Raw genomic sequence first — 26,023 nt, 5'->3', positions numbered from 1 at the left:
CGGTGAGCAGATGACCAAGGCCGTCGTTTTCGGAACCGGTTCGTGGGGGACGACCTTCGCGATGATCCTGGCGGAGGCCGGCACGCCGACGACCCTGTGGGGACGGCGGGCCGAGGTGGTCGAGGCCATCGACCGCAGGCGCGAGAACCCCGAGTACCTCCCCGGCGTGCGGCTTCCCGCGACGGTGCGCGCGACCACCGACCCGGTCGAGGCCATGGAGGGGGCCGACTTCGTCGTGCTCGCGGTGCCCTCCCAGACGTTGCGCGGCAACCTGGCGCAGTGGAGCCCGCACATCCCCTCGCACGCGGTGCTCGTCAGCCTGATGAAGGGCATCGAGCTGCGCACCTCGCGGCGGATGAGCGAGGTCATCTGCGAGGTCGCGGGCGTCCCCGCCGAGCGGGTCGCGGTGGTCTCCGGGCCCAACCTGGTGGGCGAGCTGATCAGGCACGAGCCGGCCGCGACCGTGGTGGCCAGCGTCGACGACGAGGTGGCCGCGCGGCTGCAGGAGGCCTGCCACCTGCCGTGGTTCCGCGCCTACACCAACACCGACGTGGTCGGGGTCGAGCTCGGCGGCGCGGTCAAGAACGTCATCGCGCTCGCGGTGGGCGTGGCCGCCGGCATGGGGCTCGGCGACAACGTCCGGGCGATGCTGATGACCCGCGGCCTGGCGGAGATCTCCCGGCTCGGCGCGGCGCTCGGTGCCGACCCGCACACCTTCGCCGGCCTCGCCGGCATGGGAGACCTCGTCGCCACCTGCACCTCCCCGTTGTCGAGGAACCGCACCTTCGGCGAGAATCTCGGCCGGGGCATGACCATGGCCGAGACCATCGCGGCCACCAGGCAGACCGCCGAGGGGGTCAAGTCCTGCGAGTCGGTCCTGGACCTGGCGAGGAAGCACGACGTGGAGATGCCGATCACCGAGGTCGTGGTGGGCGTCGTCCATGACGGAATGACCCCGAGCGAGGCCGCGATGCTGCTGATGTCACGGACTCCCAAGCCCGAACGGTACGGCGTGTGACTTCCTCCCGACACATGCGCAGGAGGCTCGGCGAGAACAGCCGCGCCGTCCACCTGCCACCGATCCCGGCCTCCCGCCAGCTCCCCATCGGGCTGCCCGTCTGGCGCACCTCCGCGTGGAGCTTCGAGGGCTCCGCCGAGTACGCCGACGTGCTCGGCGACCGGGCGCCGGGGTTCGCCTACAGCCGCGTCGACAACCCCACTGTGGCGGCGTTCGCCTCGGGCATCGCCGCGCTGGAGGGCGCCGCGGCCCCCGAGGACGTCGCCGGGCAGGCGTTCGCCTCGGGCATGGCGGCCGTCAGCGGGGTGCTCATGACGTTCCTGCGGGCCGGCGCGCACGTCGTCGCGCCCGCCCACGTCTACGGCGGCACCTACTCGCTGCTGTCGAACGTGCTGTCGCGGTTCGGCGTGTCGGTCGACTTCGTGGACTACGCCGACCTGCGCCGCGTCCACGCCGCCGTGCGCCCCACCACGAAGATCATCTACGCGGAGACGCTGAGCAACCCGACGATGGCGGTCGCCGACATCCGCGGGCTCTACCGCATCGCCCGGGACGCCGGCGCGCTGCTGGTCGTCGACTCGACCTTCGCCACCCCCGTGGTCTGCCGGCCCCTGGAGCACGGCGCCGACCTGGTCGTCCACTCGGCCACCAAGTACATCGGCGGGCACGACGATGCCACGGGCGGCGCGGTCGTGGGGCGTCCCGACCTGATCGCGCAGATCCGCGAGGTGCGCATCGACACCGGCGGAGCGCTGGCCCCCGACGAGGCGTTCCTGCTGCGCCGGGGCCTGGCGACGCTGACGCTGCGGGTGCGCCGCATGTGCGCCACCGCGATGGTCTTCGCCGCGGCCGTCGCCAAGCATCCGGCGGTGCGCCGCGTCGACTACCCCGGCCTGGCCGGCCATCCGGGCCACCAGCTCGCCCGCCAGCTCTTCGACGCCGGCCCCGAGGGCACCAGGTACGGGGCGTGCGTCACCGTCGTCCCGAACGGCGGTTACGAGGCCGGGGTCATGCTGGCCGACACCGTGCGGCTGCCGCGCATCGCCGCCTCGATCGGCGGCGCCGAGACCAAGGTCGCCCACGTGGCTTCCACGACCCACCGCCGCCTCGACGAGCCCGCCCTGGCCGGCTCGGGCGTCGACGCGGGGGCCGTGCGCTTCTCCATCGGCCTGGAGGACGCCGAGGACCTCATCGCCGACGTCACCGAGGCGCTCGACGCGCTGCGCTCGAACACCGCCACCCGCGCCTGACCATTCCGGTCCGTCGGTGGGCGTCATGGGACGACGCGCCGCGCACCTGACAAGCAGGGACGACAGTGACGCAAGGTAGATTCGGGCATCATGAACGAGCAGCAGGAATCCCGGCCGCGCGTACGGGTGGCGGTGGTCTTCGGGGGCCGAAACTCCGAGCACGCGGTGTCGCTCATGGGCGCGGGCAGTGTCCTTTCGGCCATCGACCGGTCGAAGTACGACGTCGTGCCCATCGGCATCTCGCCGGACGGGCGGTGGGTGCTGGCGACCGACGACCAGCGGTTCGAGATCGAGGGCGAGGAGCTGCCCAGCGTGGACCCGGCCGGCACGGCGCTCGCGCTGCCGTCCGGAGGCGGTTCCCTCGTGGCGCTGGACGCCGGGACGATCCCGGCCTCGCTGGGACAGGTGGACGTCGTCTTCCCGATGCTGCACGGCCCGTTCGGCGAGGACGGCACCATCCAGGGCCTGCTGGAGATGGCCGGCGTGCGCTACGTCGGCTCGGGGGTGCTGGCCAGTGCCGTGGGCATGGACAAGGCGTACATGAAGGCTTTGCTGGCCTCGGCCGGGCTGCCGGTGGGGCCGTACGTCGTCGTGCGCGACCGCGACTGGCGCCTGGACCGAGACCGGGTGCTCAAGGACGTCGAAGCCCTCGGCATGCCGGTCTTCGTCAAGCCCTCCCGGGCCGGGTCCAGCCAGGGCATCACCCGGGTGGACGACGTCCAGGGCCTGGAGCGGGCCGTGGAGCTGGCCCGTGAGCACGACCCGAAGGTCCTGGTCGAGGCGGCGATCGAGGGCCGCGAGATCGAGTGCGCGGTGCTGGAGTGGCCGGGCGACGAACCGCCGCGGGCAAGCCTGCCCGGCGAGGTGCTGGTGGAAGAGTCGCACGAGTTCTTCGACTTCTCGGCCAAGTACATCGGGTCGGACATGGCGCTCAGCGTGCCGGCCGACATCCCCGAGGCGGTCGCGGAGGAGCTTCGGGCGATGGCCGTACGGGCGTTCGAGGCGCTCGGGTGCGAAGGGCTGTCGCGCGTGGACTTCTTCTACACACCGACGGGGCATCTCATCCTCAACGAGATCAACACGATGCCGGGCTTCACGGCCATGTCGGTGGCGCCCCAGCTGTGGGCGGCCACGGGTCTCTCCTACGCCGAGCTGGTGGACCATCTGATCCGGCTCGCGCTGCACCGCCCCGTCGGCCTGCGCTGAGCCGCCGGAGGGGTCGCCGCGGGTGGAACGGCCGGAGCGCGTCATCGCGGGCGGAAGGGCCGTCGGCCCGCCCGCGGCGGCCGCTCCGGTCAGGGACGGCGGGCGTCGGTATGCGGGTCGCGGCGGGCGTCGGCACGCGGGTCGCGGCGGGCGTCGGGTTCGGCCGTGGGTTTCAGTGGCCGGGAAACGCCGTCTTGATCGGCGCGGCCAGGTCGACGAGCACGGCCGCGGCCTGGTGCCTGGAGGAGATCGTCAGCTCGACGTAGTCGCCGTGGACCAGGGCCGTGAACAGCGACGGCCTGGCCGGGTCGGCGTACCAGGGCACGCCGTTGATCTCGGGAACCTGCTCGGTGGGATCGAGCGCGGCGGGGCGCGGCACGCCGCAGCGAAGTGCGATCTCGCCCGATCCCCACACCGCCACGTACGGCGAGGGGGGTTCGGACGGGACGCGCTCCGCGCCGTCGAGCGTGCGGGGGAGCCGGTCGTCCAGGGCCGCGCAGGCGGCCGCCGTCGCACCCTGGGGGGCCGGAGGCTGCACCCTGACCGCCGTGCCGCAGCCGGCGGTCAGGGACAGCGCCGCCAGGCACGACGCGGCCACGACGGCCCGCCCCATGGCTCCCCCCGAAGACCTCGACGCTCAGATGTGCACGATCGGACAAGTAAGGGTACGCGTGATCCCCTCGACGGCCTGAATCTGCGCGACGACCAGCTTGCCTAGTTCGTCCACGTTGTTGGCCTCGGCGCGGACGATCACGTCGTACGGGCCGGTGACGTCCTCGGCGCGTGTCACACCCTGGATGCCCGCGATCGCGCTTGCGACCGCGGCGGCCTTGCCGACTTCTGTCTGGATAAGGATGTAGGCCTGCACCATCACGTCCTCCCGCGGGGGCGAAGCTGGTTTGTTTCAGTGCCGTTACTCGATCAGTCCGAATCGCAACCGTACATGCAACAGACCTGGAGGTGTGCTATCACAGCCGCAGATCTTGGCGAATTTGGGATCATTGCCCGTATTGCCGGACGTTTGCCACAATTTCCGGCGGTATTGCTCGGTCCTGGGGACGACGCCGCGGTGGTTCGCGCCCCTGATGGACGGGTGGTTGTGACGACGGATCTCCTACTCGAGGGTAGGCACTTCCGTCGCGATTGGTCCAGTGCGTACGACATCGGGCGCAAGGCGGCGGCGCAGAACCTCGCCGACGTCGTGGCCATGGGCGCCGATCCCACCGCCCTGGTGGTCGGCCTCGGGATGCCCGGGGACACCGCGACCGACTGGGTGGACGGCCTCACCGACGGCTTCGGCGAGGAGTGCGCGCTGGTCGGCGCGAGCGTGGCGGGCGGCGACATCGCCAGGTCCGACCTGGTGGTGCTGGGGGTCACCGCACTCGGCGACCTCGGCGGACGTGCCCCGGTGACCCGCTCCGGAGCGCGTCCCGGCGACGTGGTGGCCGTGGCGGGGCGGCTCGGCCACGCCGCGGCCGGGCTCGCGCTGTTCCTGGCGGGCCGCGCCGACGACGCCTTCCCCGAGCTGGCCGACGCCCACCGGCGTCCCAGGCCGCCGTACGCGTGCGGGCCGCGGGCGGCCGTCCTCGGCGCCACCGCCATGGCCGACGTCAGCGACGGGCTGGTGCAGGACCTCGGGCACATCGCCTCTGCCAGCCGGGTGCGCATCGAGGTGGACCCCGCCTCCCTGCCCGTCCCCGCACTACTCGCCGCCGCCGCGGCCGAGCTCGGCCAGGACCCGGTGGAGTGGGTGCTGACCGGCGGCGAGGACCACGCGCTGGTCGCCGCGTTCCCGCCGGGCGTCTCGCTGCCCGCTGAGTGGAAGGTCATCGGGCGGGTGGCGAAGGGGGAAGGCGTGCAGGTCAGAGGACGGGTGAGGCAGAGGAGTGGCTGGGATCACTTCCGTGATTAACGTGAAAATTGTGACAAAGACGTGTTGAAGGTGTTATGAAGTGACGCGCTGTGGTTTCTAGGAGGAAGGCGCTTCATGGGACGGGGACGCCACACGTCATCGCGAGGCCGAGGGTCCGACCCTGACGGGGCGGACGAGCGGGGAGCCTCGAGCCGGCGCGACGACGACCGGGGAACCGAGGAATGGCTGGCCCCCGCCGCCTGGCCCGACGACGACCCCAACGCCCCCGCCTGGCCCACAACGGCCTTCGGCGCCTCCCCGGCCCCTGGCTCTCCCGCCTGGCCCACACCGGCCTCCGGCGCCTCCGCCGGCTCTGGCACCCCAACCTGGCCCGAACCCCCGTCCACGGGCGCCACGGCGTGGCCGGAGTCGCCGTCTTCTATTCCCTCGGCGTGGTCCGGGCCGCCGTCCACAGGGGCCACGGTGTGGCCGGAGCCCTCGTCCGCGGGCCCTTCGGCCTGGCCGGAGCCCTCGTCCGCGGGCCCTTCGGCCTGGCCGGAGCCCTCGTCCGCGGGCCCTTCGGCCTGGCCGGAGTCGCCGTCCGCGGGCGCGGGCGCGGGCGTGGAGGCCGAGCCGCCGAAGTCCAGTGCGTGGGACGCCGTGCCCACCCCCGCCTGGCCGACCGCCTGGGGCGACGAGCCGGACTCGGCCGGTCCCGCCGAGGACGCGCCGCGAACGGCCCTCGCGCCGCTGCCCGCCGGGGACATGCCGAGGGTGGTCCCTGGGCCGCTTCCCGGTGAGGACGTGCCGGCCGGGGGGCGTCGCTCTGGTTTCGGGGAGGACCTGCCGCGGATGTCGCCTTGGTCCGCCGCCGGCGGGGACACGCTGCGTGCCGGCTACCCCGCCGGTACCGGCGACGGCCTGAGGGCCGGTCCCGGGGCCGGCTACGAGGACGACTTTCCGGGCGTCGGCCCGGGGCCGAGCTCGGAGGACGACCTTTCGCGCGTCGGCCCGGGGCCGAGGTCGGAAGGCGACTCTCCGCGTGTGGGACCGGGGCCGCGTTCGGAGGATGACATCCTGCGGGTCGGGCTGGCGCCGGGCGGTGACGAGCGTCCCGGCGGCGCCGCCACCGAAGGCCCGCACGACGGCGGAGGCCGCAGGCGCGGCCGGCGGCGCGGTCAGGACGGCGAGGACCGCCCGAAGGCCCGGCGGGGGCGCCTCGCGGCGCTGTCGGCCGTGGCCGTGGTCACCGCCATCACGACCGCCGTGATCGGCGTCAAGCTCTCCTCCGGCCAGGTGGACCTGGTCCAGCCGCCGGACTGCCCCAAGGGCCAGGTGTGCGCGGCCATCGCCCCCGGCAAGCCACAGCGGCAGGACACCCCGCCCAGCGACACCGAGACGCCCGACACCGGCGCCCCCTCCGACGAGGCGTCCGCTTCCCCCAGCGCCGGGTCGCCCAGTTCGTCGTCCCGCCGCTCCTCCGCGCCCACCTCCGGCGCGAGCCGTCCGCCTGCCCACCGGACGCCGCAGCCCTCGGCCCGGCCGACGCCGGAGCGCACCCGGACGACCCCCACCGGGAGGCCGAGCCCGCAGGAGGACACCGCGGACCCCACGCCGGACCCCGAGGACACCGACATCACCACCTCGCCCGACGCGACGCCGGAGGCCGATGACGCCGACCCGTTGGTCGCGCCGGGCCGGGTGGCCGTCGACTTCGGCGTGTCGGCGGTGACGCCCGCCGGGTACACCGGCCGGTTGACGATCACCAACACCGGGGCCGCGCTGGACGGCTGGAGCGTCCGTGTGCCGGTCGGCGGCGAGGTGACCGGCGCCGACGGGGCGGAATGGACGCAGGAGGGCGACCTCCTGGTGCTGTCCTCGGCCGCGACGCTGGGCCAGGGCGAGACGGTCGTGGTGTCGTTCACCGCCGACGGCGACTCCGCCTCCCCGGAGACCTGCCAGCTCACCGGGGGCAGCTGCCGCCTCCGCACCGACGACGCTTTCTCCTCCGAGGTGGCCCCCGAGATCTCCCTCCGGTAAGCCACCTCCTCTCCCCCTCCAGCAGGCTCCCAGCGGCATAGTGGCCCCCTCCTGACCCCGGGACGGAGTGGGAGTTTGGTTTGATGGACGCGTGACTCCTCCCCGCGTGCTCACGGTCGCCGGCTCCGACTCGGGCGGAGGCGCCGGCATCCAGGCCGACCTGAAGACCATGCTGGCGCTGGGCGTCCACGGCATGAGCGTGATCGCGGCGGTGACCGCGCAGAACTCCCTCGGCGTGCAGGGCTACTGGGAACTGCCGCCCGAGGCGGTGCGCGCGCAGCTCGACTCGGTGCTCGGCGACATCGGCGCGCAGGCCGTCAAAACCGGCATGCTCGCCTCCCCGCGACTGGTCGCGGTGGTCGCCGAGGTGCTCGCCGGCGTGGAGGTCCCCGTGGTCGTGGACCCCGTCGGCGTGTCCAAGCACGGCGACCCGCTGCTCGCCCCCGAGGCGGTCCACACGGTGACCTCGCGCCTGCTGCCGGTGGCGACCGTGGTGACGCCGAACCTGTGGGAGGTCGAGCAGCTCACCTCGTTCAAGGTCGAGGACGAGGACGACCTGCGGCCGGCCGCCGAGGCGGTGCTGGCCCTCGGGCCCGCCTGGGCGCTGATCAAGGGCGGCCATCTGCCCGGCCGGCCGGTCGACCTGCTCACCGACGGCGTCACCGAGCACCGCTTCTCGGCCGAGCGGCTCGACAACCGGCACACCCACGGCACCGGATGCACGCTGGCCTCCGCCATCGCCTCCCACCTGGCGCTGGGGGAGGACGTCCCCGGCGCGGTGGCCAAGGCGAAGGAGTACGTCACCGGCGCGATCGCCCACGGGTTCCCCCTGGGCGCGGGCATCGGCCCGGTCGACCACGCCTGGCGCTGGCGCGGGGGCACACGGGCCTGATCTGGCCGAGAACCCGCCCGCGGGGGACACATCCGGCGCTTGGCCCGCTCCCTTGAGGCTCTCAGGACGCGCCTGCCGGCGTAGAGGGCCGCTGCTCGCTCGGCTGCACCTTCTCAGGGCGCACCTGGGGCATGGGAGCGCCCGCACACCCGTCCAAAACCGCCGTCCGTCTCGGGACATGCCAGCGGGCTCAGGGGCGGCTGCTCACTCGCCTGACCGTTTCAGGACGCGCCCGCAGGGCACAGGGCGCGCCTGCTCGCCCGGCTGGAACCTTGTCAGGGCGCGTCGCAGGGGCGCAGGGGCGCTGGTCGAGGGAGTGCGGGAACGGCGATGGCCCGCCACCCATGGTGGGTGGCGGGCCATCGAAGCCTGTGCTAGCGGGCGATCTTGCCCGCCTTGATGCAGGAGGTGCACACGTTCAGCCGCTTCGGCGTGCTACCGACCATGGCGCGCACACGCTGGATGTTGGGGTTCCAGCGGCGGCGGGTGCGGCGGTGCGAGTGCGAGATGTTGTTGCCGAAAGTCGGCCCCTTGCCGCAAACGTCGCAGACGGAAGCCACGGTCATCGCTCCTTAGATCAGTCAATAGGCCCGAAACCGAGGTAGAAGCGGCGGTCGGGCATGCCGGGACTACCGGCTGGCCACACGAGGGTATCCGATGTCGCCCGGTGCTCACCAAACGGAGGGGCGGGCGAACGGGGATAATCTCGTATCACCAACCGTAGCGCATCATCGGAGCCGGCGCGGTCCCGTGCGCGCGAACCACCGTGCGACGTGCCGCGCGGGGTCGATTCGCCGCGCGCAGGAGGGAGCCCCCCATGCCTTCGCAGCCCGCCGACGCCGGGGAGTCGCTGCGGATCCTCGACCCCGCCGCGGTGCGCCGCTGGGCCGGGTTGTGCGCCGAGGCGCTCGGCAGGGTCCGCGCCGAGATCGACGCGCTGAACGTCTTCCCCGTCCCCGACGGCGACACCGGGACGAACCTGCACCTGACGATGCTGTCGGCGGCCGAGGCGCTCGACGGGCTGCCGCACGACGCGGACGCCGAGGCCACTTGGGGCACGCTGGCGCACGGCGCGCTCATCGGCGCGCGGGGGAACTCGGGGGTGATCGTCAGCCAGGCCCTGCGCGGCATGGCCGAGGTGCTCAAGCCTGCCAAGGGCGTCGGCCGCGACCTGCGCGAGGCGCTGGCCAGGGCCGCCGAGCTGGCCAGGAGCGCGGTGGCGCGCCCGGTGGAGGGCACAGTGCTGAGCGTGCTGAGCGCGGCGGCCCGCGCCGCGGAGGAGGCGGCGGACGGCTTGGACGCTCCCGGCGAGCTGGCGGAGGTCGCCAGGAGCGCCGCGTCCGGCGCGCGCGCCGCCCTCGGCCGCACCACCGAGCAGCTCGACGTGCTGTCCCGCAACGGGGTGGTCGACGCGGGCGCGGCGGGGATGACCGTCGTCCTGGAGAGCCTGGCCGCCGTGATCACCGACTCCTATGTCGGCCGGTACGAGGTGCCCGCGCCGCCCGCGCGGTTCACCCCTGTGGGGCCGGGCGACCATGGGCACGTCGAGGAGTTCGGCTACGAGGTGATGTTCCTCCTGGATGCGGACGAGGCCGCCGTCGCCGCGCTGCGCGAGGAGCTCGACCGCCTCGGCGACTCGCTGGTGGTCGTCGGCGGGGACGGCCTGTGGAACGTGCACGTCCACGTGGACGACGCCGGGGCGGCCGTCGAGGCGGGGATGCGGGCCGGGCGGCCGCACCGCGTCAAGATCGCCTACCTGGAGGCGGCGGCGCACGCCCCCCGGCGCGGCCAGGGGCGCGGCGTGGTGGCCGTCGCGGCGGGCGACGGCATCGCGCGCCTGTTCGAGCGGGCCGGAGCCGTGGTGGTGCGCCGCGACCCCGGCTCTAGTCCCGCGCTCGGGGCCGTACTGGAGGCGATCCGGCAGGCCGGAACCGAGGTCGCGGTGCTGCCGAACGACACCGGCGTGAACGCGGTGGCCATGGGTGCGGCGGCGATCGCCCGCGAGGAGGGCGTGGTCGTCAGCGTGCTGCCCACCAAGGCGACCGTCCAGGGGCTCGCGGCCCTGGCCGTCCACGACCCGCTGCGGCGCTTCGACGACGACGTGGTGGCGATGACCGACAGCGCCGGCCACGCCCGCCACGGGCACGTCTGGGTGGCCGACCGCGAGGCCATGACCAGCGCCGGCCTGTGCCGTCCGGGCGACGTGCTCGGCGTGATCGACGGCGACGTGGCGATGATCGGCTCCGACGTCGAGGCCGTCGCCGTCACGACCGCCTCCCGCATGCTGTCGGCCGCCAGCGAGCTGGTGACGCTCATTCTGGGGGCGGACGGCGGCGATCGGCCCGCGCGGGCCGTCCGTGAGCACCTGGCATCGGCCCGGCCGGACCTGGAGATGGTCGTCCACGAGGGCGGTCAGGGCGGCTACCCGCTGCTCATCGGCGTCGAGTAGGCCGCCGGGCCGGCGTGCGCGGCGCCCGCGTGCCCGCCCGGCCCGGCCGCGGCGTCACGGGCGACCAGGCCGAGCCGACGGGCGCCGCGCCGCGAGTACGGCGTCGAGCGGGGCCGTCGCGGGGGTTCTTGTCGGCCGGGAGCGGTACAACTGGTTGACGTGACGCGTTTCGACGAGCCGCTCATCAAGGCGCTCGATCCAAAGACGGCCAAGCCGCTCGAGGGCTCGCTCAACATCACCACGGTCGGCGAGCTCCTGCGCCACTACCCCCGGCGCTACGCCGAGCGGGGCGAGCTCACCGCGCTCGACGCCCTGGAGGTCGACGAGCACGTCACGGTGGTCGGCGAGGTCTCGCGCCTCATGCGCAAGCCGATGCGCAACCGGTCGGGCACCTGGCTGGAGGTCGAGGTCGTCGACGGGCGGCGCAACAAGATCTATCTGTCCTTCTTCGGCAAGATGTCCCACGTGGTGGAGACCCGGCTCAAGCCCGGCACCCGCGCGATGTTCTCCGGCAAGGTGGGGCGGTTCGGGCACGGCGAGCGGGCCAAGTGGCAGCTCAGCAATCCCGAGTTCGAGCCGTTCGAGGAGGTCGAGTCCTCGTCGTCCTCGGCGGCCGAGTTCGCCGCCGCGCCGGTGCCGATCTACCCGGCGGCGGGCGGCATCACCTCGTGGGTGATCCGCAGGGCGATCGGCGTCGTGCTCGACACGCTGGGCCCGATCCCCGATCCGCTGCCCGACGACCTGCGCGCCCGCCACCGGCTTCCGGGCCTGGCCGAGGCGCTGGAGGCCGTCCACCGGCCGCGCGACCAGGGCGACGTGGCGAGGGCGCGCAAGAGGCTCAAGTTCGACGAGGCGTTCATGCTGCAGGCAGTGCTGGCCCAGCGCCGCCAGGCCGCCGCCGCGTGGCCCGCCACCCCCCGGCCCCGCACGGATGACGGGCTGCTCGCCGACTTCGACGGGCGGCTGCCCTTCCAGCTCACCGAGGGCCAGGTCGCCGTCGGCGAAGAGATCGCGGCCGAGCTGGCGCTGGCGCACCCGATGCACCGTCTGCTCCAGGGCGAGGTGGGCGCGGGCAAGACCGTCGTGGCGCTGCGGGCGATGCTCCAGGTGGTCGACGCCGGCGGCCAGGCGGCGTTGCTCGCCCCCACCGAGGTGCTGGCGCAGCAGCACCACCGCTCCATCGTCCGCATGCTCGGCGACCTCGGCACCGGCGGCATGTTCGGCGGCACGGCGGTGACACTGCTCACCGGCTCCATGGGCGCGGCGGGCCGCCGTGCCGCCCTGCTGGAGGCCGCGTCCGGCGCGGCGGGCATCGTCGTGGGCACCCATGCCCTGCTCCAGGAGCACGTCCAGTTCGCCGACCTCGGCCTGGTCGTCGTGGACGAGCAGCACCGCTTCGGCGTCGAGCAGCGTGACGCGTTGCGCGAGAAGGCCGGCGGCGGACGGCCGCACGTCCTGGTGATGACCGCCACCCCGATCCCGCGCACGGTGGCCATGACGGTGTTCGGCGACCTGGAGGTCTCGACGCTCAGCCAGCTGCCCTCCGGCCGGGCCCCGATCACCACGCACGTCGTCCCTGCGGCCGACAAGCCCCACTTCCTCGAACGCACCTGGGAGCGCATCCGCGAGGAGGTCGGCCTGGGCCGCCAGGCGTACATCGTCTGTCCCCGCATCGGCGACCAGGAGGGCGACGAGGGCGATCTGAGCGATGTGGCCGAGCCCGGTGACCTCGCCGAGCTGAGCGAGGCCGCCGAGGCGGGGGAGGGGAACGGCGAGCGTCGCCCGCCGCTGGCCGTCATGGAGGTCGCCCCGCTGCTGGCCGGCGGGCCACTGGCCGGCCTGCGCGTCGAGGTGCTCCACGGGCGCCTGCCTCCCGAGGACAAGGACGCCGTGATGCGCGCCTTCACGCGCGGCGAGGTCGACGTCCTGGTGGCCACCACGGTGATCGAGGTCGGCGTGGACGTCCCCAACGCCTCTGTCATGGTGATCATGGACGCCGACCGGTTCGGCGTGTCGCAGCTCCACCAGCTGCGCGGGCGCGTGGGCCGGGGCGGCCTGCCCGGCCTGTGCCTGCTGGTGACCGACTTCCCGGCGGGCACCCCGGCCCGCGAGCGGCTCGACGCGGTCGCCGCCACGCTCGACGGGTTCGAGCTGTCCCGGGTCGACCTGGAGCAGCGGCGCGAGGGCGATGTGCTGGGCGCGGCGCAGTCCGGGCGCAAATCGTCGCTGAAGATGCTGCGGTTGCTGCGCGACGAGGACGTCATCAGGGACGCCCGCGAGGAGGCCGGGTTGCTGCTGTCCGCCGATCCCGACCTGACCGCCCACCCGGCGCTCCGCGCCGAGATCGACCGCCTCCTCGGCGACGACCGCGCCGAATACCTCGAAAAAGCGTGATCGCTGCCAAAGGCAGGTGAACGGCCCGAGTCGCTCGACGTAGTGCGGCGCCGGCTTCGCCGTACCCCGACCCGCCGACCCGGCGCCGACTGGAAGAGTCGCATCGACAGGTGCAATCGGGCAAGCCTGTGGCGGTGGGGCAGCGCCGCGCCGCCACGGTGGCGTGGGGGGGCTCTGGCAGGGGATCGGCGGCGCGGTCCCGGATCCAGTGCTCGACGGCGAAATGCCCTGGGTCATAAAAAATGACCCAGGGCCCAGCCTTGGGACGGCCTCCCCCCGAATGCCGTCCCCGGCTGGGCCCACCCTCGGGTCAGGTGCCGAGGGCACCGGCGCGCGGAAGGGCTCACGATCACGCCGGTCGGCCTTCCCCTGGGTCACCATGAAGGCCGCAGAACTCATCATGTGGGCTCAGGCCGCCGTGCGGAACGACCCTTGCGCATTCGTCGACGACACTTGGCCACTCTTGACCTTGGCCCCCGGGGCCGGCCGGGGGCCCATCTCGTGCCCCGGCGGGCATGACCGCGTGTCCCGGCCGGTGCGGGGGCGGCTCGGGCTGCGGCGAGAATGGGCGGGTGACCCGAGTCATCGCAGGAACCGCCGGCGGGCGCCGCATCGCCGTGCCCCCCGGCCGTGGCACCCGCCCGACGAGCGACCGTGCCAGGGAGGGGCTGTTCTCCACCGTCGGCTCCCTGCTCGGTCCGCTGGACGGCGCCCGCGTGCTCGACCTGTACGCCGGGTCCGGGGCGGTGGGCCTGGAGGCGCTGTCGCGGGGAGCCTCGCACGCGCTGCTGGTGGAGTCCGACGTCAAGGCCGTGCGCACGATCAGGGAGAACATCGCCGCGCTGGGCCTGCCGGGGGCGGTCGTGACCGGCGACCGGGTCGAGCGCGTCGTGGCGCTCCCGTGCGCCGAGCCGTACGACTTCGTGTTCGCCGACCCTCCGTACGCGGTGAAGGACGAGGCCGTCGCCGAAGTGCTCGAACGGCTGCGCGACAACGGCTGGCTGGCTTCGGACGCCCTGGTCGCGGTGGAGCGCGAGTCGCGGGGGAAGGACCTGGTCTGGCCCTCGGGATTCAGCGAGGAGAGGGTCCGTCGCTATGGCGAAGCGTCCGTTTGGTACGGTCGCGCCGCCGGGAACCAGTGAAACTGGGGGTACGCCTTGCGTCGCGTCGTCTGTCCGGGGTCGTTCGACCCCGTCACCAACGGCCATCTCGACATCATCGGCCGGACGTCCCGGTTGTATGACGAGGTCGTCGTCGCCGTGCTGATCAACGTCGAGAAGAAGAGCCTGTTCACCGTGGACGAGCGCATCGCGACGCTCGAGGAGGTGACCCGCGAGTACGGCAACGTGCGGGTCGAGAAGTTCTACGGGCTGCTGGTCGACTTCTGCAAGCAGCAAGGCATCCCGACGATCGTCAAGGGCCTGCGCGCGGTCAGCGACTTCGACTACGAACTGCAGATGGCCCAGCTCAACTACCGCATGTCGGGCGTCGAGACGCTGTTCATGTCGACCAACCCCGAGTACTCCTTCCTGTCGTCGAGCAGGCTGAAGGAGATCGCCCGGTACGGTGGGGACGTCTCGGGGCTCGTGCCCGATCTGGTGCACCGGATGCTGGTCGAACGGCTCCGTGGCTGAGTGCTGGTATTCTTTCTCATCGGCCTTGTACGACGGCGGTGATTCGCCATGCCTCAAGAGAGCAGGAAGACGCTGCATAGCCTCGACCCCCGGGCCCCCTGGGTGATTTCGACCCATGATCTGGGACGACGGCCGGGGTCCATGCGCGAGATCTCCCGTTCCCTCCCGGCTCCGGCGAATCTCACCGTCGGCATGATCGGCGTCCCCGTGGACGCCGAGATCGAGCTGGACATCCGGCTCGAGGCAGTGATGGAAGGCGTGCTCGTCACGGGCACGGCGCGAGCCCCGCTCACCGGCGAGTGCTCGCGGTGCCTGGATCCGTTGACCTCGCAGATCGAGGTCGGCTTCCAGGAGCTCTTCTTCTACTCGGCGGAAGACGCCGCCGAGGACGACTCACTCCTCGACGGTGAACTCCTCGATCTCGAGCCGACGTTCCGCGACGCGGTGGTGCTCGCACTGCCGTTGAGCCCGGTCTGTGGTGAAGACTGCCCCGGTCTCTGCGTGGAGTGTGGGGTCAAGCTGGCGGAAGCCGGCCCAGACCACCGGCACGATAAGACCGACGCCCGCTGGGCGGCGTTGCAAGGCCTGAACATCGAGAACAACAAGACCCAGGAGGGTTGACGTGGCCGTCCCCAAGCGGAAGATGTCGCGGAGCAACACCCGCTCCCGCCGCGCGCAGTGGAAGACCGCCGCGCCGGCGCTCGTGAGCTGCAACCAGTGCCGGTCGCCGAAGCTGCCGCACGTGGCATGCCCGACCTGCGGCACCTACAACCGCCGACAGGTCATCGAGCCGTCGGCCTGATCACGCCTGCGGTGGCCGGTGAGCCGGCCGGATGCCCCGCATCCGGCCGGGACGACCGTCCACCGTTCAAAGGCGTGCGGTGGCGGTTCGCCCGCGGCCGTGGTGGGCGCCGGGGCCGCCGCAATCTCCCGGCGTCCACCACGTTTTCGGGCACCCGCGTTCCATCCGCCATCGCGACCATGGTCGTGACGTGCTGCGTGACGGCCAGAGAGACACCGTCCGAGGAGGAGACGTGGCCGCAGGTGGGAAGCCCATACCGGTAGAGATCGCCAGGGACGAGCTCGAGCGCGTCCTGGACGTCAAGCTGGACGAGCAGCTTCTTGAGCGGGCGCTGACGCACCGCTCCTACGCGTACGAGAACGGTGGCCTGCCCACCAACGAGCGCCTTGAGTTCCTCGGCGACTCGGTGCTGGGCCTGGTGGTCACCGACACCCTGTTCCGGGGGCATCCCGATCTTCCCGAGGGCCAGCTCGCCAAGCTGCGGGCGGCCGTGGTCAACATGCGCGCCCTCGCCGACGTCGCGCGCGCCCTGGACCTCGGCCGGTTCACCCGGCTCGGCCGGGGTGAGGAGGGCACCGGCGGGCGCGACAAGTCCTCGATCCTCGCCGACACCCTCGAAGCGCTCATCGGCGCCGTCTACGTCGACAAGGGGCTGGACGAGGCGTTCCGTGTGGTCCACCTGCTGTTCGACCCGCTGATCAAGCGGTCGGCCTCGCTGGGCGCGGGCCTCGACTGGAAGACCTCCCTGCAGGAGCTCACCGCCACCGAGATGCTGGGCGTGCCCGAGTACCACGTGGACGAGAGCGGGCCCGACCACGCCAAGTCGTTCACCGCGATCGTCAAGGTCGGCGGCCAGGAGTACGGGTCGGGCGCGGGGCGCAGCAAGAAGGAGGCCGAGCAGCAGGCCGCGGAGGCCGCCTGGAACGCCATCCGCGCGGCCGCCGAGGCCCGGGACAAGAAGGCCAGCTGACCCATGCCGGAGCTGCCGGAAGTCGAGGTCGTCCGGCGCGGGCTGGAACGCTGGGTCGCCGGGCGCACGATCGCCTTCGCCGAGGTCCTGCATCCTCGCGCGATCCGCAGGCACGCGCCCGGGTCGGCCGAGTTCGCCGGACGGCTGGCGGGCCGCACGCTGGTCTCGGCCGAGCGGCGGGGCAAATACCTGTGGCTGCCCCTGGCCGAGGCGCTGAACGGCTCCGAGGCCTCGGTGGGCGGCTCCGCGGATCTCCCGCAGGACAGTGGAGACGCCGGAGCGGATCTTCCTCAAGCCGGTCCGGCGGGAGAGGCCGGGCATGGCGCGTCCGAGGCGCTGCTGGCGCACCTGGGCATGAGCGGCCAGTTGCTGGTGGTCGACCCCGGCTCGCCGCTGGAGAAGCACCTGCGGGTGCGCCTGGGGTTCGCAGACGGCGGCCCCGAGCTGAGGTTCGTCGACCAGCGCACCTTCGGCCACGTGCTGGTGGCTCCTCTGCTGCCGCTGGAGCGGCCGGTCCCCGAGCCGATCGCGCACATCGCGCCCGATCCGCTGGAGGAGGCGTTCGACGAGGAGATGTTCGCCATGCGGCTCGCCACCCGGCAGACCGAGGTCAAGCGGGCGCTGCTGGACCAGTCGCTGATCAGCGGGGTGGGCAACATCTACGCCGACGAGGCGCTGTGGCGGGCGGGGCTGCACGGCGGCGCGCCCACGCGGTCGCTGAGCCGGCGCAAGGTCGCAGAGCTGCTGGCGGCGGCGCGTGCGGTGATGACCGAGGCCCTCGGTCAGGGCGGCACGTCCTTCGATAGCCTGTACGTCAACGTCAACGGCGAGAGCGGCTACTTCGACCGGTCACTCAACGTGTACGGCCGGGAGGGCGAGCCGTGCCCCCGCTGTGGCGCACCGGTCGTCCGGGAGGCTTTCATGAACAGGTCCTCCTACAGTTGCCCCCGTTGTCAACCCCGGGTGGCGACATGAGCGGGGACGCCCCGCCCGGCGCAAGTGACATCCGTCTCAACGCCTGGGTGCGCGGTCGCGTGCAGGGGGTGGGTTTCCGCTGGTGGACGCGGTCCCGGGCTCTTGAGCTGGGGTTGGTCGGGTCGGCGTCGAACCTGGACGACGGCAGGGTCGAGGTCGTCGCCGAGGGGCCGCGCGAGGCCTGTGAGAAGCTTCTCGCCCTGCTCAGGGGTGGTGACACTCCGGGGCGGGTAGATACCGTGGTGGAGCGCTGGTCACCGGTTCGCGGTGGTTTTGGTGGATTCGTGGAGCGGTAGGCGCTTCCCTTAAACCCCCTAAATGCGGTATATTTACATGTCGGGAGTGCCCATTGGCGCATTCATGGAGAGCGTTCAACTTGACCGCCTCCATTGCCGGTGCGACTCTTGATAGGAAACACGCGCACCCCTCCCGCGGCAAGAAGTGCGCGAACCAGTTTGGTCACTCAGCGTGGAGGACCCTTAACCATGGCGAAGGCTCTACTCGGCCACGTCGGCGGTCTCGACCCTCGAATGGTCTCGGAAATGCGCCGTCTCCAGCAGCGAATCCGGGATCTGGAGGCAGAGCTCACAAGGCTCCAGGCCCAGAACGACGCTCTCGCGGCCCAGTCGCGAGATGAGGCGTTCTCTCGTCTGCAGGATCGCGAGCCGGCCCTCACCTGAGGATCGGTCGGACGGCAACACACTGTCAGGGACGCCCCGCAAAGGCGTCCCTTGTCATTTTCCGGCCTTCGCGTGGCCGGCCTCGCCCGGCCGCACGCCTCCGGCGGCCGGCCTCGCCCGGTCGGCATCCCCGCGCGCCCGGCACCGGCCCGGCCCGGCACCGGCCCGGCCCGGCACTGGCCCGGCCCGGCACTGGCCTGGCTTGGCGCTCCGCGCGCCCGGTTCCGCGTGCTTCGTGGCAGGCCGCATACCCGGTGAGCACACCCGAGGGCGTCCCGAGCCGGTAGTGTGCCCCGAAGAGCGGAGGGGACCCGGGAGGCAGGCAGGCGGTCCCCGAGCGGAACGGGGAGGTCGGCGCGCGTGTATCTCAAGAACCTCACGCTGCGCGGCTTCAAGTCCTTCGCCTCCGCCACCGCCCTGAAGTTCGAGCCCGGCATCACCGCCGTCGTCGGCCCCAACGGGTCGGGCAAGTCCAACGTCGTGGACGCCCTCGCCTGGGTCATGGGCGAGCACAGCGCCAAGTCCCTGCGCGGCGGCAAGATGGAGGACGTCATCTTCGCCGGCACCTCCTCGCGGCCTCCGCTGGGGCGCGCCGAGGTGACGCTGACCATCGACAACACCGACGGCGCCCTCCCGATCGACTACACCGAGGTCACGATCAGCCGGCTGATGTTCCGCTCCGGCCAGAGCGAGTACGCCATCAACGGCGACACCTGCCGGCTGCTGGACATCCAGGAGCTGCTGTCGGACTCCGGCATCGGCCGCGAGATGCACGTCATCGTCGGCCAGGGCCAGCTCGACACCGTCCTGCACGCCGGCCCCGAGGAGCGCAGGGCGTTCATCGAGGAGGCCGCGGGCGTCCTGAAGCACCGCAAGCGCAAAGAGAAGGCGCTGCGCAAGCTGGACGCCATGCAGGCCAACCTCATCCGCGTGCAGGATCTCGCGGCCGAGCTGCGCCGCCAGCTCAAACCGCTGGGCCGCCAGGCCGAGATCGCCCGCAAGGCCGCCGTCATCCAGGCCGACCTGCGTGACGCGCGGCTGCGCCTGCTGGCCGACGACGTCGTCCGCCTGCGCGACCACCTCCACCGCGAGGCCGCCGACGAGGCCGCCGTCCGCGCCAGGCGCGCCGAGGTGGAGGCCGGCCTCGAACAGGGGCAGGGCCGCGAGGCCGAGCTGGAGGCCGCCGAGAGCGCCGCCCAGCCGCGCCTCGCCGTCGCCCAGGAGACCTACTACCGCCTGGCCGCGCTCAAGGAGCGCTTCCACAGTGTGGAGACGCTGGCCGCCGAGCGGCACCGCCACGCCGTCGAGGCCGCCTCCATCGAGCGGCGCGGGCGTGACCCCGAGGAGTACGAGCGCGAGGCCGCCGAGGTGCGCGAGCGCGAGGAGGCGCTCAAGGCCGAGCTCGAGCAGGCCGAGGAGATCCTCGAACAGGCCGTCTGGCGGCGCGGTGAGGCCGAGAGCGCCCTCGCCGTCGAGGAGCGCCGCCTGGCCGCCGCCGCGCGCGAGGCCGCCGACCGCCGCGAGAGCCTGGCCAGACTGCGCGGCGAGGTGGCCGCCGTGCGGGGCCGCGCCAGGGCCGCCGAGGAGGAGATCGGGCGCCTGGCCAAGGCCCTGGGGGAGGCCCGTCAGAGGAGCGAGCGGGCCCGCGAGGAGCACGACGCGCAGCAGGAGGCCGAGCCCGCCGCCGACCCCGCCCTCGCCGACGAGCTGGCGCGCGCACAGCAGGGCGTCGAGGAGGCCAAGGCCGCGGTGGAGGAGGCCCGGGCCGCCGTCGAGGAGGCCAAGGCCGCCGCCGAGGCCCCGCGCAGGGCCCTGGCGGAGGCCCGCGCGGCCGTCGGGGCGGCGCGGGCCGCCGACCAGGAGGCCCAGCGGGCGATCGCCGCCCTGGAGGCCCGCGGGGAAGCCCTGCGCATGGGGCTCGCCGGGGGCGCCGACGGCGGCGCGGCGCTGATGGCCGCCGGCCTGTCCGGAGTGCTCGGGCCGCTCGCCGCGATGATGACCGTGCGGCCGGGAGCCGAGGTGGCCGTGGCCGCCGTGCTGGGCGCCGCCGCCGAGGCCGTCGCGGTGGAGTCGCTGTCCACCGTCGTGGACGCGGTGGAGCTGCTGCGGGCCGAGGACGCCGGCCGGGTGGCGCTGGTCGTCGCCTCCGATGCCGCCGTGCCAAGGCCGGCGCCCGTGGAGGACGCCGAGTGGGTCTGCGACCTGGTGAGCGTGTCCGACGCCTTCCGCCCCGCCGTCGAGAGCCTGCTGTCCGGCGTGGTCGTCGTCGAGGACGTTCCGGTGGCCAGGAAGCTCGTCGAGCAGCGCCCCGACGTCCGGGCCGTCACCTGGTCGGGCGACCTGGTGGGCGCGTTCTTCGCGCACGGCGGCTCGGGCGCAGGCGCGGGCTCGGCCCTCCAGGTGCGCGCCGCCCTCGACCAGGCCGTCGCCGATCTCGAGCAGGCCCGCGCCACCGCCGAGAGCGCCGCGGGCGAGCTCGAACGCGCCGCCGAGGCCGAGCGCGTCGCCCAGCAGGCCGTGGAGGCCGTCCAGGCGCGCGCCGCGCAGGCGCAGACCGGCGTCAACACCGCCCAGGCCGGCGTGAACGCCGCGCAGGGCGAGCTCGACCGCGTGCGGGCCAGGCAGCGCGAGGCCGACCAGCGGGTCGCCCTCGCGGCAAGGCGCCTGGCCCAGCTCGACGCCGCCGCCCGGGCCGCCGGCGACGAGTGCGACCGGCTGGCCCGCAGCGTCGCCGCCGCCGAGCAGGCGCGCGACCGCGACCTCGCCGGCGTCGTCGAGCTGGAGGAGCGCCTGGCCGAGGCCGAGTACGCCGACGAGCTGGCCGCGGAGCCGACCACCGAGACCCGCGACGAGCTGGCCGGGGTCCGCGACGTCACCCGGCAGGCCGAGATGGAGGCCCGCCTGACCGTCCGCACGGCCGAGGAGCGCGTCCGCGGCATCGCCGGCCGCGCCGACCAGCTCATGAGAGCGGCCGAGCGCGAGCGCCACGAGCGGGCCGGGGCCGCCGCGCTGCGCGAGCGCCGCCGCGCCCAGGCCCAGGTGGCCGAGGCCGTCGTCCGGGGCGCGGCCCGCGCGCTCGGGGTGCTGGAGACCTCCCTGACCCTGGCCGCGGACGAGCGCGAGGACGCCGAGCGGGCGCGCGGCGAGATCGACGCCGAGCTCAAGGCGGTGCGCGTCCGGGTGCGCGAGCTGGCGTCCGAGCTGGACAAGCTGGTCAACCGGGCTCACGGCAACGAGGTGGCCCGCACCGAGCAGCGGCTGCGCCTTGAGCAGATGGAGCAGCGCGCCATGGAGGAGTACGGCGTCGAGATGGACGCCCTGATCTCCGAGTACGGCCCCGAGCAGCCCGTGCCGGTCGGCGACGGTGAGCCGGTGCCCTACGTCCGCGAGGAGCAGGAGAAGCGCGCCCGCGTCGCCGACAGGCAGATGGCCCAGCTCGGCAAGGTCAACCCGCTGGCGCTGGAGGAGTTCGCGGCGCTGGAGGAGCGGCACGCCTTCCTCCACTCCCAGCTCGAAGACCTGCGCAAGACCCGGCGCGACCTGCTCACCGTGGTCAAGGAGGTCGACGAGCGGGTCGAGCAGGTCTTCACGGCCGCCTACGAGGACGTCGCCCGCGAGTTCGAGACCATCTTCACCCGGGTCTTCCCCGGCGGCGAGGGGCGCCTGCTGCTGACCGACCCCTCCGACATGCTGACCACCGGCGTCGACGTCGAGGCCAGGCCGCCGGGCAAGAAGGTCAAGCGCCTGTCCCTGCTGTCGGGCGGCGAGCGCTCGCTGACCGCCGTGGCGTTCCTCATCTCGATCTTCAAGGCGCGGCCGTCGCCGTTCTACGTGATGGACGAGGTCGAGGCGGCGCTGGACGACACCAACACCCAGCGGCTGCTCACCCTGTTCGAGGAGCTGCGGCAGAGCTCCCAGCTCATCGTCATCACCCACCAGAAGCGCACCATGGAGATCGCCGACGCCCTCTACGGCGTCAGCATGCGCGGCGACGGCGTCACCCAGGTCGTCAGCCAGCGCCTCCGCGAACGCGAACCGGCCTGACCGTTGAACGAGGAAGCGGCCACGCCAACGCCAGACGAGGTGATGGCCAAGATCGCCGCCGATGAACCCGTGCCCTACGACCCCGACTTCGTCCGCGTGACGATGCGCGAGGGGCGCCGGTGAGCCTGGCCGTCGACGCTTCGATCGTCTTTCGCCTGCTGGCGGACGTGAAAGGCGACGATGCCTTCGGGGTGGTCCCTGGTCGTCGGCCCGAGCACCAGGTCGAGGGGGCGCGCGGGCGCAGGGATGGGGAGCGCCGCGTGGAGGGGGTGGGGATGAGGGGCGTTGAACGCTTCATATGGGTGCAACCGGCGCGGCGCGGGCAAGCCGGGGCGTGAGCATGGCCGCCCGTCTGGAAAACTGACTTCTTGTGGATGGGTACCTCGGCATCATTCTGATCGTCATCGTCGTCGCGTTGCTCGCGGCGGGCGGGATGTTCCTGTTGTTCCGCCCGAGCCAGAGGCACGCTCCGCCCGTCGCGCCGCCGCAGGCGCCGACGATCCCGGAGGAGAGGCGACCTCCGGCCACCGGTGTCATCGAGGACGACACCCTTACGACCACCGTCCCGCCGCCGGTCAAGCCGGCCGAACCCGTCGCGCCGCCCGCGCCGGCCATCGAGATCCCGCCCCCGTCCGCCGGCCGCATGGTGCGGCTGCGGGCCAGGCTCGCCCGCTCGCAGAGCACGCTCGGCAAGGGCCTGCTCGAGCTGTTGTCGCGCGACCGCCTGGACGACGAGGTCTGGGACGAGATCGAGGACACGCTCATCACCGCCGACGTGGGCGTGAGCCCCACGCGCACGATGGTCGAAGAGCTGCGCACCAAGGTCAAGGTCCTCGGCTCGCGCAGCCACGACGAGGCGCGCGGCCTGCTGCGCGAGCAGCTCCTCGCCCTGATCAACCCGGACATGGACCGCACGCTGCACACCGCCCCGCACGGTGAGCGGCCGGCGGTCGTGCTCGTCGTCGGGGTCAACGGCACCGGCAAGACCACGACCACCGGCAAGCTCGCCCGCGCGCTGATCGGCGACGGCCGCAAGGTCCTGCTGGGCGCCGCCGACACCTTCCGGGCCGCCGCCGCCGACCAGTTGCAGACCTGGGGCGAGCGCGTCGGCGCCGAGGTCGTCCGCAAGGACGAGGGCGCCGACCCGGCCTCCGTCGCCTTCGACGCGGTGTCCAAGGGCATCGACGACAAGGTCGACACGGTGATCGTGGACACGGCGGGCCGCCTGCACACCAAGACCGGCCTGATGGACGAGCTCGGCAAGGTCAAGCGCGTCATCGAGAAGAAGGCCACGGTGGACGAGGTCCTGCTGGTCCTCGACGCCACCACCGGCCAGAACGGCATGCGTCAGGCCCAGGTCTTCGCCGAGGCGGTCAACATCACCGGCATCGTGCTGACCAAGCTCGACGGCACGGCCAAGGGCGGCATCGTGATCTCCGTCCAGCGCGAGCTGGGCGTCCCGGTGAAGCTCGTCGGCCTCGGCGAGGGCCCTGACGACCTCGCCCCCTTCGACCCGGAAGTCTTCACCGACGCCCTCCTCGGCGACTGAGCCGACGCCCCGGCGGCGCGGGTGCGCCGCCCGGGGGATTCGTCCTTCGGTTTCAGGCCAGGACGGCGGGCTTGAGGGTGTCCTCGCACCACTGGCGGAAGGTGGTGGGGGTGGTGGACCGGGGGGTGCGGGGGTCGGTGTCGTAGAGGCCCTGGTCGACCGCGGCGGACATGTCGACGATGCCCTGGGCGCACGCCTCGGTCGCGCCGTGCCGGATCAGGGTGGCCTTGTACTCCACGCCGGTCACCTGCTGGTAGCGGATCGGCCGTCGCAGCACCTCGGACATGATCTGTGCCATGTCGTTGTGGGACAGGTCCTCGGGGCCGTGGATCGGCACGCTCTCCTGTCCGGTCCAGGAGCCGTCGAGCAGCAGGTCCGCCGCGACGGCGGCGATGTCGCGGGTGGCGCAGATCGGGACCCGGCGATCGCCGGAGATCGCGAGGGAGAACACGCCCTGGTCCCTGATCGGCGTGACCTGCCTGAGCATGTTCTCCATGAACCCCGGCGGGCACAGTGAGCGGTAGCTCACCCCCATGCTCTCCACTAGATGGTCCATGGCGAAGATCGCGGATATCTGCCCGGCCTTCCTCGCCGTTCCTCGGCCCAGGCTGGAGACGCCGATCACCCGCTTGACGTCCTGGCGGCCGATCGCGTCGCACAGCGGCCGGACGAAGTCCAGGACGTGGGCCGGAAGGCTCTCGGCGCGGGGGTTCGGGGGGAGAACCCAGAACACGGTGTCAGCGCCCGTGAGCGCCTTGTCGACGACGCCGGCGTCGTCCGCCGACCCGTGCACGATCTCGACGCGCTCGCGCACCTGGGGGGAGAGGCGGGACGGGTCGCGGGCGACGACCCGGATCGGCTCTGGGCCGTCCAGGACCCTCTGGAGGACCTCGCGGCCGATCTGGCCGGTGGGAGTGGTTATGACGATCATGAAAGCTCAGACCTCACTGTGGGCTTAACGGAACCGGAACTACGCTTCCTGTTGGCGCCACGCACGTTACGGAACTAAGATTCCGGTTGTCAAGCGGCGACTGAGACGTGTGAGCGATGACTGAGATCGAACGACCCCTGCGCGCTGACGCGCGCCGCAACCGTGAGCGGATCATGGCCGCCGCCGGCGAGCTGTTCGCACGGCACGGGCGCGAAGCCCAGATGGAGGACATCGCGGCCCGCGCCGGCCTGGGCATGGGAACCCTCTACCGCCACTTCCCCAACAAGCAGGCGCTGCTCATCGCGATGGTCGGCGAGCGGTTCCACGGCATGGCGGACCTGGCGCGCGCCGCCGAGCAGATCAGCGACCCCGGCGACGCCTTCGAGGCGATGCTGCGCGGCTACCTGGAGGCCGCCGACGGCGACGCGGCCTTCCAACTGGCGCTGATGGGCTCCGACGACCTCGAATGGGAGCGCATCGGGCGGCAGAAGGCCGAGTTCGCCGCGGCCGTCACCCGCATCATCGACCGGGCCGTGGCCTCCGGCCAGGTGCGCGCCGACCTCACCCTGGCCGACTTCACCGTCGTGGCCAGCGGCGTCATCTCGACGATGTACTTCAAGCCGGGCGGCCACCGCGACTGGCGACGCCATCTCCAGCTCGTCCTCGACGGCATCCGCGGCCCCGGAGGGCGGGCGACGACGCTCGAATGACGCCGGAGGCGTCCCCCGGAGTCCGGGGGACGCAGGTCGTCCTGCGCCTTCCGGGTCCGGGGAACGCCTCCGGGTCGCTCAGGAAACCGAGCAGGTCGCGCCGTTGAGGGTGAAGGCGGTGGGAGCGCCGCTGTTACCGGTGTGGGTGGCCTGGAAGCCGATGGTGGTGGAGCCGCCGGGCGCCAGCGAGCCGTTGTAGTCGACGTTCTTCGCCGTGACCTGGCCGCTGGTGGGGGTGTAGGTGGCGTTCCATCCGGAGGTGATCGTCTGTCCGCCGGGAAGGGTGAAGGCCAGCGACCAGCCGTTGACGGCGGAGGAGCCGGTGTTGGTGATGGTGATGCTCTCCGTCAGCCCGGTGTTCCACGCGCTGACCGTGTCGCTGACGCGGCAGGCCCCCGGTCCGCCGCTCGGCGTGGGAGTGGGCGTAGGAGTGGGCGTCGGCGTGGGGGTCGGCGTGGGGGTCGGCGTCGGTGTGGGAGTCGGTGTGGGAGTCGGTGTGGGAGTCGGGGTCGGCGTGGGCGTGGGGGTCGGTGTGGGGGTGGGGTTGGTGGAGGTTCCGTCGAGGCCGAGGAAGGTGATGGCGTAGGCGAGTTGGCCGGTCATGGGGAGTTGGTGGCCGACGCCGCT

At 72.9% G+C, this 26,023-nt stretch carries 24 protein-coding genes; 19 read left to right on the top strand and 5 right to left on the bottom strand.

What is annotated here, in order from left to right; translation table 11 throughout:
* Nucleotides 1-10 precede the first annotated feature (10 nt).
* The 3 genes from ACWEN6_RS22780 (at nucleotide 11) to ACWEN6_RS22770 (ending at nucleotide 3,474) form a co-directional block, all read left to right on the top strand.
* On the top strand, nucleotides 11-1,018 hold the full coding sequence (locus ACWEN6_RS22780; protein WP_452572573.1) for an NAD(P)H-dependent glycerol-3-phosphate dehydrogenase: 1,008 nt from the start codon (nucleotides 11-13) through the stop codon (nucleotides 1,016-1,018).
* Between the two features lie 14 nt (nucleotides 1,019-1,032).
* Nucleotides 1,033-2,268, top strand: a complete 1,236-nt coding sequence (locus tag ACWEN6_RS22775) for a trans-sulfuration enzyme family protein (protein ID WP_452572818.1) — start codon at nucleotides 1,033-1,035, stop codon at nucleotides 2,266-2,268.
* Between the two features lie 90 nt (nucleotides 2,269-2,358).
* Complete coding sequence (locus tag ACWEN6_RS22770) at nucleotides 2,359-3,474, top strand: D-alanine--D-alanine ligase family protein (protein WP_452572571.1); 1,116 nt, start codon at nucleotides 2,359-2,361, stop codon at nucleotides 3,472-3,474.
* A gap of 172 nt (nucleotides 3,475-3,646) precedes the next feature.
* On the opposite strand, the gene ACWEN6_RS22765 is transcribed toward ACWEN6_RS22770, so the two are convergent.
* Both ACWEN6_RS22765 and ACWEN6_RS22760 read right to left on the bottom strand, forming a co-directional pair.
* On the bottom strand, nucleotides 3,647-4,087 hold the full coding sequence (locus tag ACWEN6_RS22765; RefSeq protein ID WP_452572569.1) for a DUF3515 family protein: 441 nt from the start codon (nucleotides 4,085-4,087) through the stop codon (nucleotides 3,647-3,649).
* Nucleotides 4,088-4,111: 24 nt separating this feature from the next.
* Nucleotides 4,112-4,345 (bottom strand): Lrp/AsnC ligand binding domain-containing protein, encoded by a 234-nt coding sequence (locus ACWEN6_RS22760; protein WP_354847479.1) that lies wholly within the window; start codon nucleotides 4,343-4,345, stop codon nucleotides 4,112-4,114.
* 72 nt (nucleotides 4,346-4,417) lie between these two features.
* On the opposite strand from ACWEN6_RS22760, the gene ACWEN6_RS22755 reads away from it, so the two are divergent.
* From ACWEN6_RS22755 to thiD, 3 genes are all read left to right on the top strand, one after another.
* A complete protein-coding gene (locus tag ACWEN6_RS22755; RefSeq protein WP_452572567.1) occupies nucleotides 4,418-5,386 on the top strand; it encodes a thiamine-phosphate kinase in 969 nt (322 codons plus the stop codon).
* Nucleotides 5,387-5,947: 561 nt separating this feature from the next.
* Nucleotides 5,948-7,366: a cellulose binding domain-containing protein gene (locus ACWEN6_RS22750; protein ID WP_452572565.1), complete on the top strand. Its 1,419-nt coding sequence runs from the start codon at nucleotides 5,948-5,950 to the stop codon at nucleotides 7,364-7,366.
* Between the two features lie 91 nt (nucleotides 7,367-7,457).
* Nucleotides 7,458-8,258 (top strand): bifunctional hydroxymethylpyrimidine kinase/phosphomethylpyrimidine kinase, encoded by an 801-nt coding sequence (gene thiD / locus ACWEN6_RS22745; protein WP_452572563.1) that lies wholly within the window; start codon nucleotides 7,458-7,460, stop codon nucleotides 8,256-8,258.
* A gap of 374 nt (nucleotides 8,259-8,632) precedes the next feature.
* On the opposite strand, the gene rpmB is transcribed toward thiD, so the two are convergent.
* Nucleotides 8,633-8,818, bottom strand: a complete 186-nt coding sequence (gene rpmB, locus ACWEN6_RS22740) for a 50S ribosomal protein L28 (protein ID WP_354847547.1) — start codon at nucleotides 8,816-8,818, stop codon at nucleotides 8,633-8,635.
* Nucleotides 8,819-9,075: 257 nt separating this feature from the next.
* On the opposite strand from rpmB, the gene ACWEN6_RS22735 reads away from it, so the two are divergent.
* From ACWEN6_RS22735 to ftsY, 12 genes are all read left to right on the top strand, one after another.
* Entirely contained in the window at nucleotides 9,076-10,707 is a 1,632-nt protein-coding gene (locus ACWEN6_RS22735) for a DAK2 domain-containing protein (protein WP_452572562.1), read from the top strand.
* A 159-nt stretch (nucleotides 10,708-10,866) separates the two neighbouring features.
* Nucleotides 10,867-13,101 carry an ATP-dependent DNA helicase RecG gene (recG, locus tag ACWEN6_RS22730; RefSeq protein ID WP_452572561.1) on the top strand — a complete coding sequence of 745 codons (2,235 nt, stop codon included), beginning with the start codon at nucleotides 10,867-10,869 and terminating at the stop codon, nucleotides 13,099-13,101.
* A gap of 572 nt (nucleotides 13,102-13,673) precedes the next feature.
* On the top strand, nucleotides 13,674-14,243 hold the full coding sequence (rsmD, locus tag ACWEN6_RS22725) for a 16S rRNA (guanine(966)-N(2))-methyltransferase RsmD (protein ID WP_380829485.1): 570 nt from the start codon (nucleotides 13,674-13,676) through the stop codon (nucleotides 14,241-14,243).
* 15 nt (nucleotides 14,244-14,258) lie between these two features.
* Nucleotides 14,259-14,735: a pantetheine-phosphate adenylyltransferase gene (gene coaD, locus ACWEN6_RS22720; RefSeq protein WP_354847500.1), complete on the top strand. Its 477-nt coding sequence runs from the start codon at nucleotides 14,259-14,261 to the stop codon at nucleotides 14,733-14,735.
* Between the two features lie 48 nt (nucleotides 14,736-14,783).
* The gene (locus ACWEN6_RS22715; RefSeq protein WP_354924935.1) at nucleotides 14,784-15,356 is read left to right on the top strand and encodes a YceD family protein; all 573 of its coding nucleotides are present in this window, start codon (nucleotides 14,784-14,786) and stop codon (nucleotides 15,354-15,356) included.
* Between the two features lies 1 nt (nucleotide 15,357).
* On the top strand, nucleotides 15,358-15,537 hold the full coding sequence (gene rpmF, locus ACWEN6_RS22710) for a 50S ribosomal protein L32 (RefSeq protein WP_189161846.1): 180 nt from the start codon (nucleotides 15,358-15,360) through the stop codon (nucleotides 15,535-15,537).
* 265 nt (nucleotides 15,538-15,802) lie between these two features.
* Nucleotides 15,803-16,507, top strand: a complete 705-nt coding sequence (gene rnc / locus ACWEN6_RS22705; protein WP_452572816.1) for a ribonuclease III — start codon at nucleotides 15,803-15,805, stop codon at nucleotides 16,505-16,507.
* A 3-nt stretch (nucleotides 16,508-16,510) separates the two neighbouring features.
* Nucleotides 16,511-17,482 (top strand): bifunctional DNA-formamidopyrimidine glycosylase/DNA-(apurinic or apyrimidinic site) lyase, encoded by a 972-nt coding sequence (gene mutM, locus ACWEN6_RS22700; protein ID WP_452572559.1) that lies wholly within the window; start codon nucleotides 16,511-16,513, stop codon nucleotides 17,480-17,482.
* Nucleotides 17,479-17,778 carry an acylphosphatase gene (locus tag ACWEN6_RS22695; protein ID WP_452572557.1) on the top strand — a complete coding sequence of 100 codons (300 nt, stop codon included), beginning with the start codon at nucleotides 17,479-17,481 and terminating at the stop codon, nucleotides 17,776-17,778. The genes mutM and ACWEN6_RS22695 overlap by 4 nt, the downstream gene beginning before the upstream one ends.
* Nucleotides 17,779-17,967: 189 nt before the next feature.
* The gene (locus ACWEN6_RS22690) at nucleotides 17,968-18,162 is read left to right on the top strand and encodes a hypothetical protein (RefSeq protein WP_248958190.1); all 195 of its coding nucleotides are present in this window, start codon (nucleotides 17,968-17,970) and stop codon (nucleotides 18,160-18,162) included.
* Between the two features lie 360 nt (nucleotides 18,163-18,522).
* Complete coding sequence (gene smc, locus ACWEN6_RS22685) at nucleotides 18,523-22,206, top strand: chromosome segregation protein SMC (protein ID WP_452572555.1); 3,684 nt, start codon at nucleotides 18,523-18,525, stop codon at nucleotides 22,204-22,206.
* 370 nt (nucleotides 22,207-22,576) lie between these two features.
* Nucleotides 22,577-23,755: a signal recognition particle-docking protein FtsY gene (gene ftsY / locus ACWEN6_RS22680; protein WP_452572553.1), complete on the top strand. Its 1,179-nt coding sequence runs from the start codon at nucleotides 22,577-22,579 to the stop codon at nucleotides 23,753-23,755.
* Between the two features lie 52 nt (nucleotides 23,756-23,807).
* Here the strand turns inward: ftsY and ACWEN6_RS22675 are convergent, their stop codons facing one another.
* The gene (locus ACWEN6_RS22675) at nucleotides 23,808-24,686 is read right to left on the bottom strand and encodes an NmrA family NAD(P)-binding protein (RefSeq protein WP_452572551.1); all 879 of its coding nucleotides are present in this window, start codon (nucleotides 24,684-24,686) and stop codon (nucleotides 23,808-23,810) included.
* Between the two features lie 116 nt (nucleotides 24,687-24,802).
* Here ACWEN6_RS22675 and ACWEN6_RS22670 point away from each other — a divergent pair, with 116 nt between their 5' ends.
* Entirely contained in the window at nucleotides 24,803-25,396 is a 594-nt protein-coding gene (locus ACWEN6_RS22670; protein WP_452572549.1) for a TetR/AcrR family transcriptional regulator, read from the top strand.
* A gap of 78 nt (nucleotides 25,397-25,474) precedes the next feature.
* Here ACWEN6_RS22670 and ACWEN6_RS22665 read toward each other — a convergent pair.
* A partial coding sequence (locus ACWEN6_RS22665) for a cellulose binding domain-containing protein (RefSeq protein ID WP_452572547.1) occupies nucleotides 25,475-26,023 on the bottom strand: 549 nt, incomplete at its 5' end.

It is taken from the genome of Sphaerisporangium sp. NPDC004334 (assembly GCF_053602655.1).
This window is presented reverse-complemented; position numbering and strand designations above follow the sequence as displayed.

Coding starts and splice junctions, on each gene's coding strand:
- ACWEN6_RS22780 (WP_452572573.1), top strand. CDS start 11: ATGACCAAGGCCGTCGTTTTCGGAACCGGTTCGTGGGGGACGACCTTC.
- ACWEN6_RS22775 (WP_452572818.1), top strand. CDS start 1,033: ATGCGCAGGAGGCTCGGCGAGAACAGCCGCGCCGTCCACCTGCCACCG.
- ACWEN6_RS22770 (WP_452572571.1), top strand. CDS start 2,359: ATGAACGAGCAGCAGGAATCCCGGCCGCGCGTACGGGTGGCGGTGGTC.
- ACWEN6_RS22765 (WP_452572569.1), bottom strand. CDS start 4,087: ATGGGGCGGGCCGTCGTGGCCGCGTCGTGCCTGGCGGCGCTGTCCCTG.
- ACWEN6_RS22760 (WP_354847479.1), bottom strand. CDS start 4,345: ATGGTGCAGGCCTACATCCTTATCCAGACAGAAGTCGGCAAGGCCGCC.
- ACWEN6_RS22755 (WP_452572567.1), top strand. CDS start 4,418: ATGCAACAGACCTGGAGGTGTGCTATCACAGCCGCAGATCTTGGCGAA.
- ACWEN6_RS22735 (WP_452572562.1), top strand. CDS start 9,076: ATGCCTTCGCAGCCCGCCGACGCCGGGGAGTCGCTGCGGATCCTCGAC.
- ACWEN6_RS22715 (WP_354924935.1), top strand. CDS start 14,784: ATGCCTCAAGAGAGCAGGAAGACGCTGCATAGCCTCGACCCCCGGGCC.
- mutM (WP_452572559.1), top strand. CDS start 16,511: ATGCCGGAGCTGCCGGAAGTCGAGGTCGTCCGGCGCGGGCTGGAACGC.
- ACWEN6_RS22695 (WP_452572557.1), top strand. CDS start 17,479: ATGAGCGGGGACGCCCCGCCCGGCGCAAGTGACATCCGTCTCAACGCC.
- ACWEN6_RS22690 (WP_248958190.1), top strand. CDS start 17,968: ATGGCGAAGGCTCTACTCGGCCACGTCGGCGGTCTCGACCCTCGAATG.
- ACWEN6_RS22675 (WP_452572551.1), bottom strand. CDS start 24,686: ATGATCGTCATAACCACTCCCACCGGCCAGATCGGCCGCGAGGTCCTC.
- ACWEN6_RS22670 (WP_452572549.1), top strand. CDS start 24,803: ATGACTGAGATCGAACGACCCCTGCGCGCTGACGCGCGCCGCAACCGT.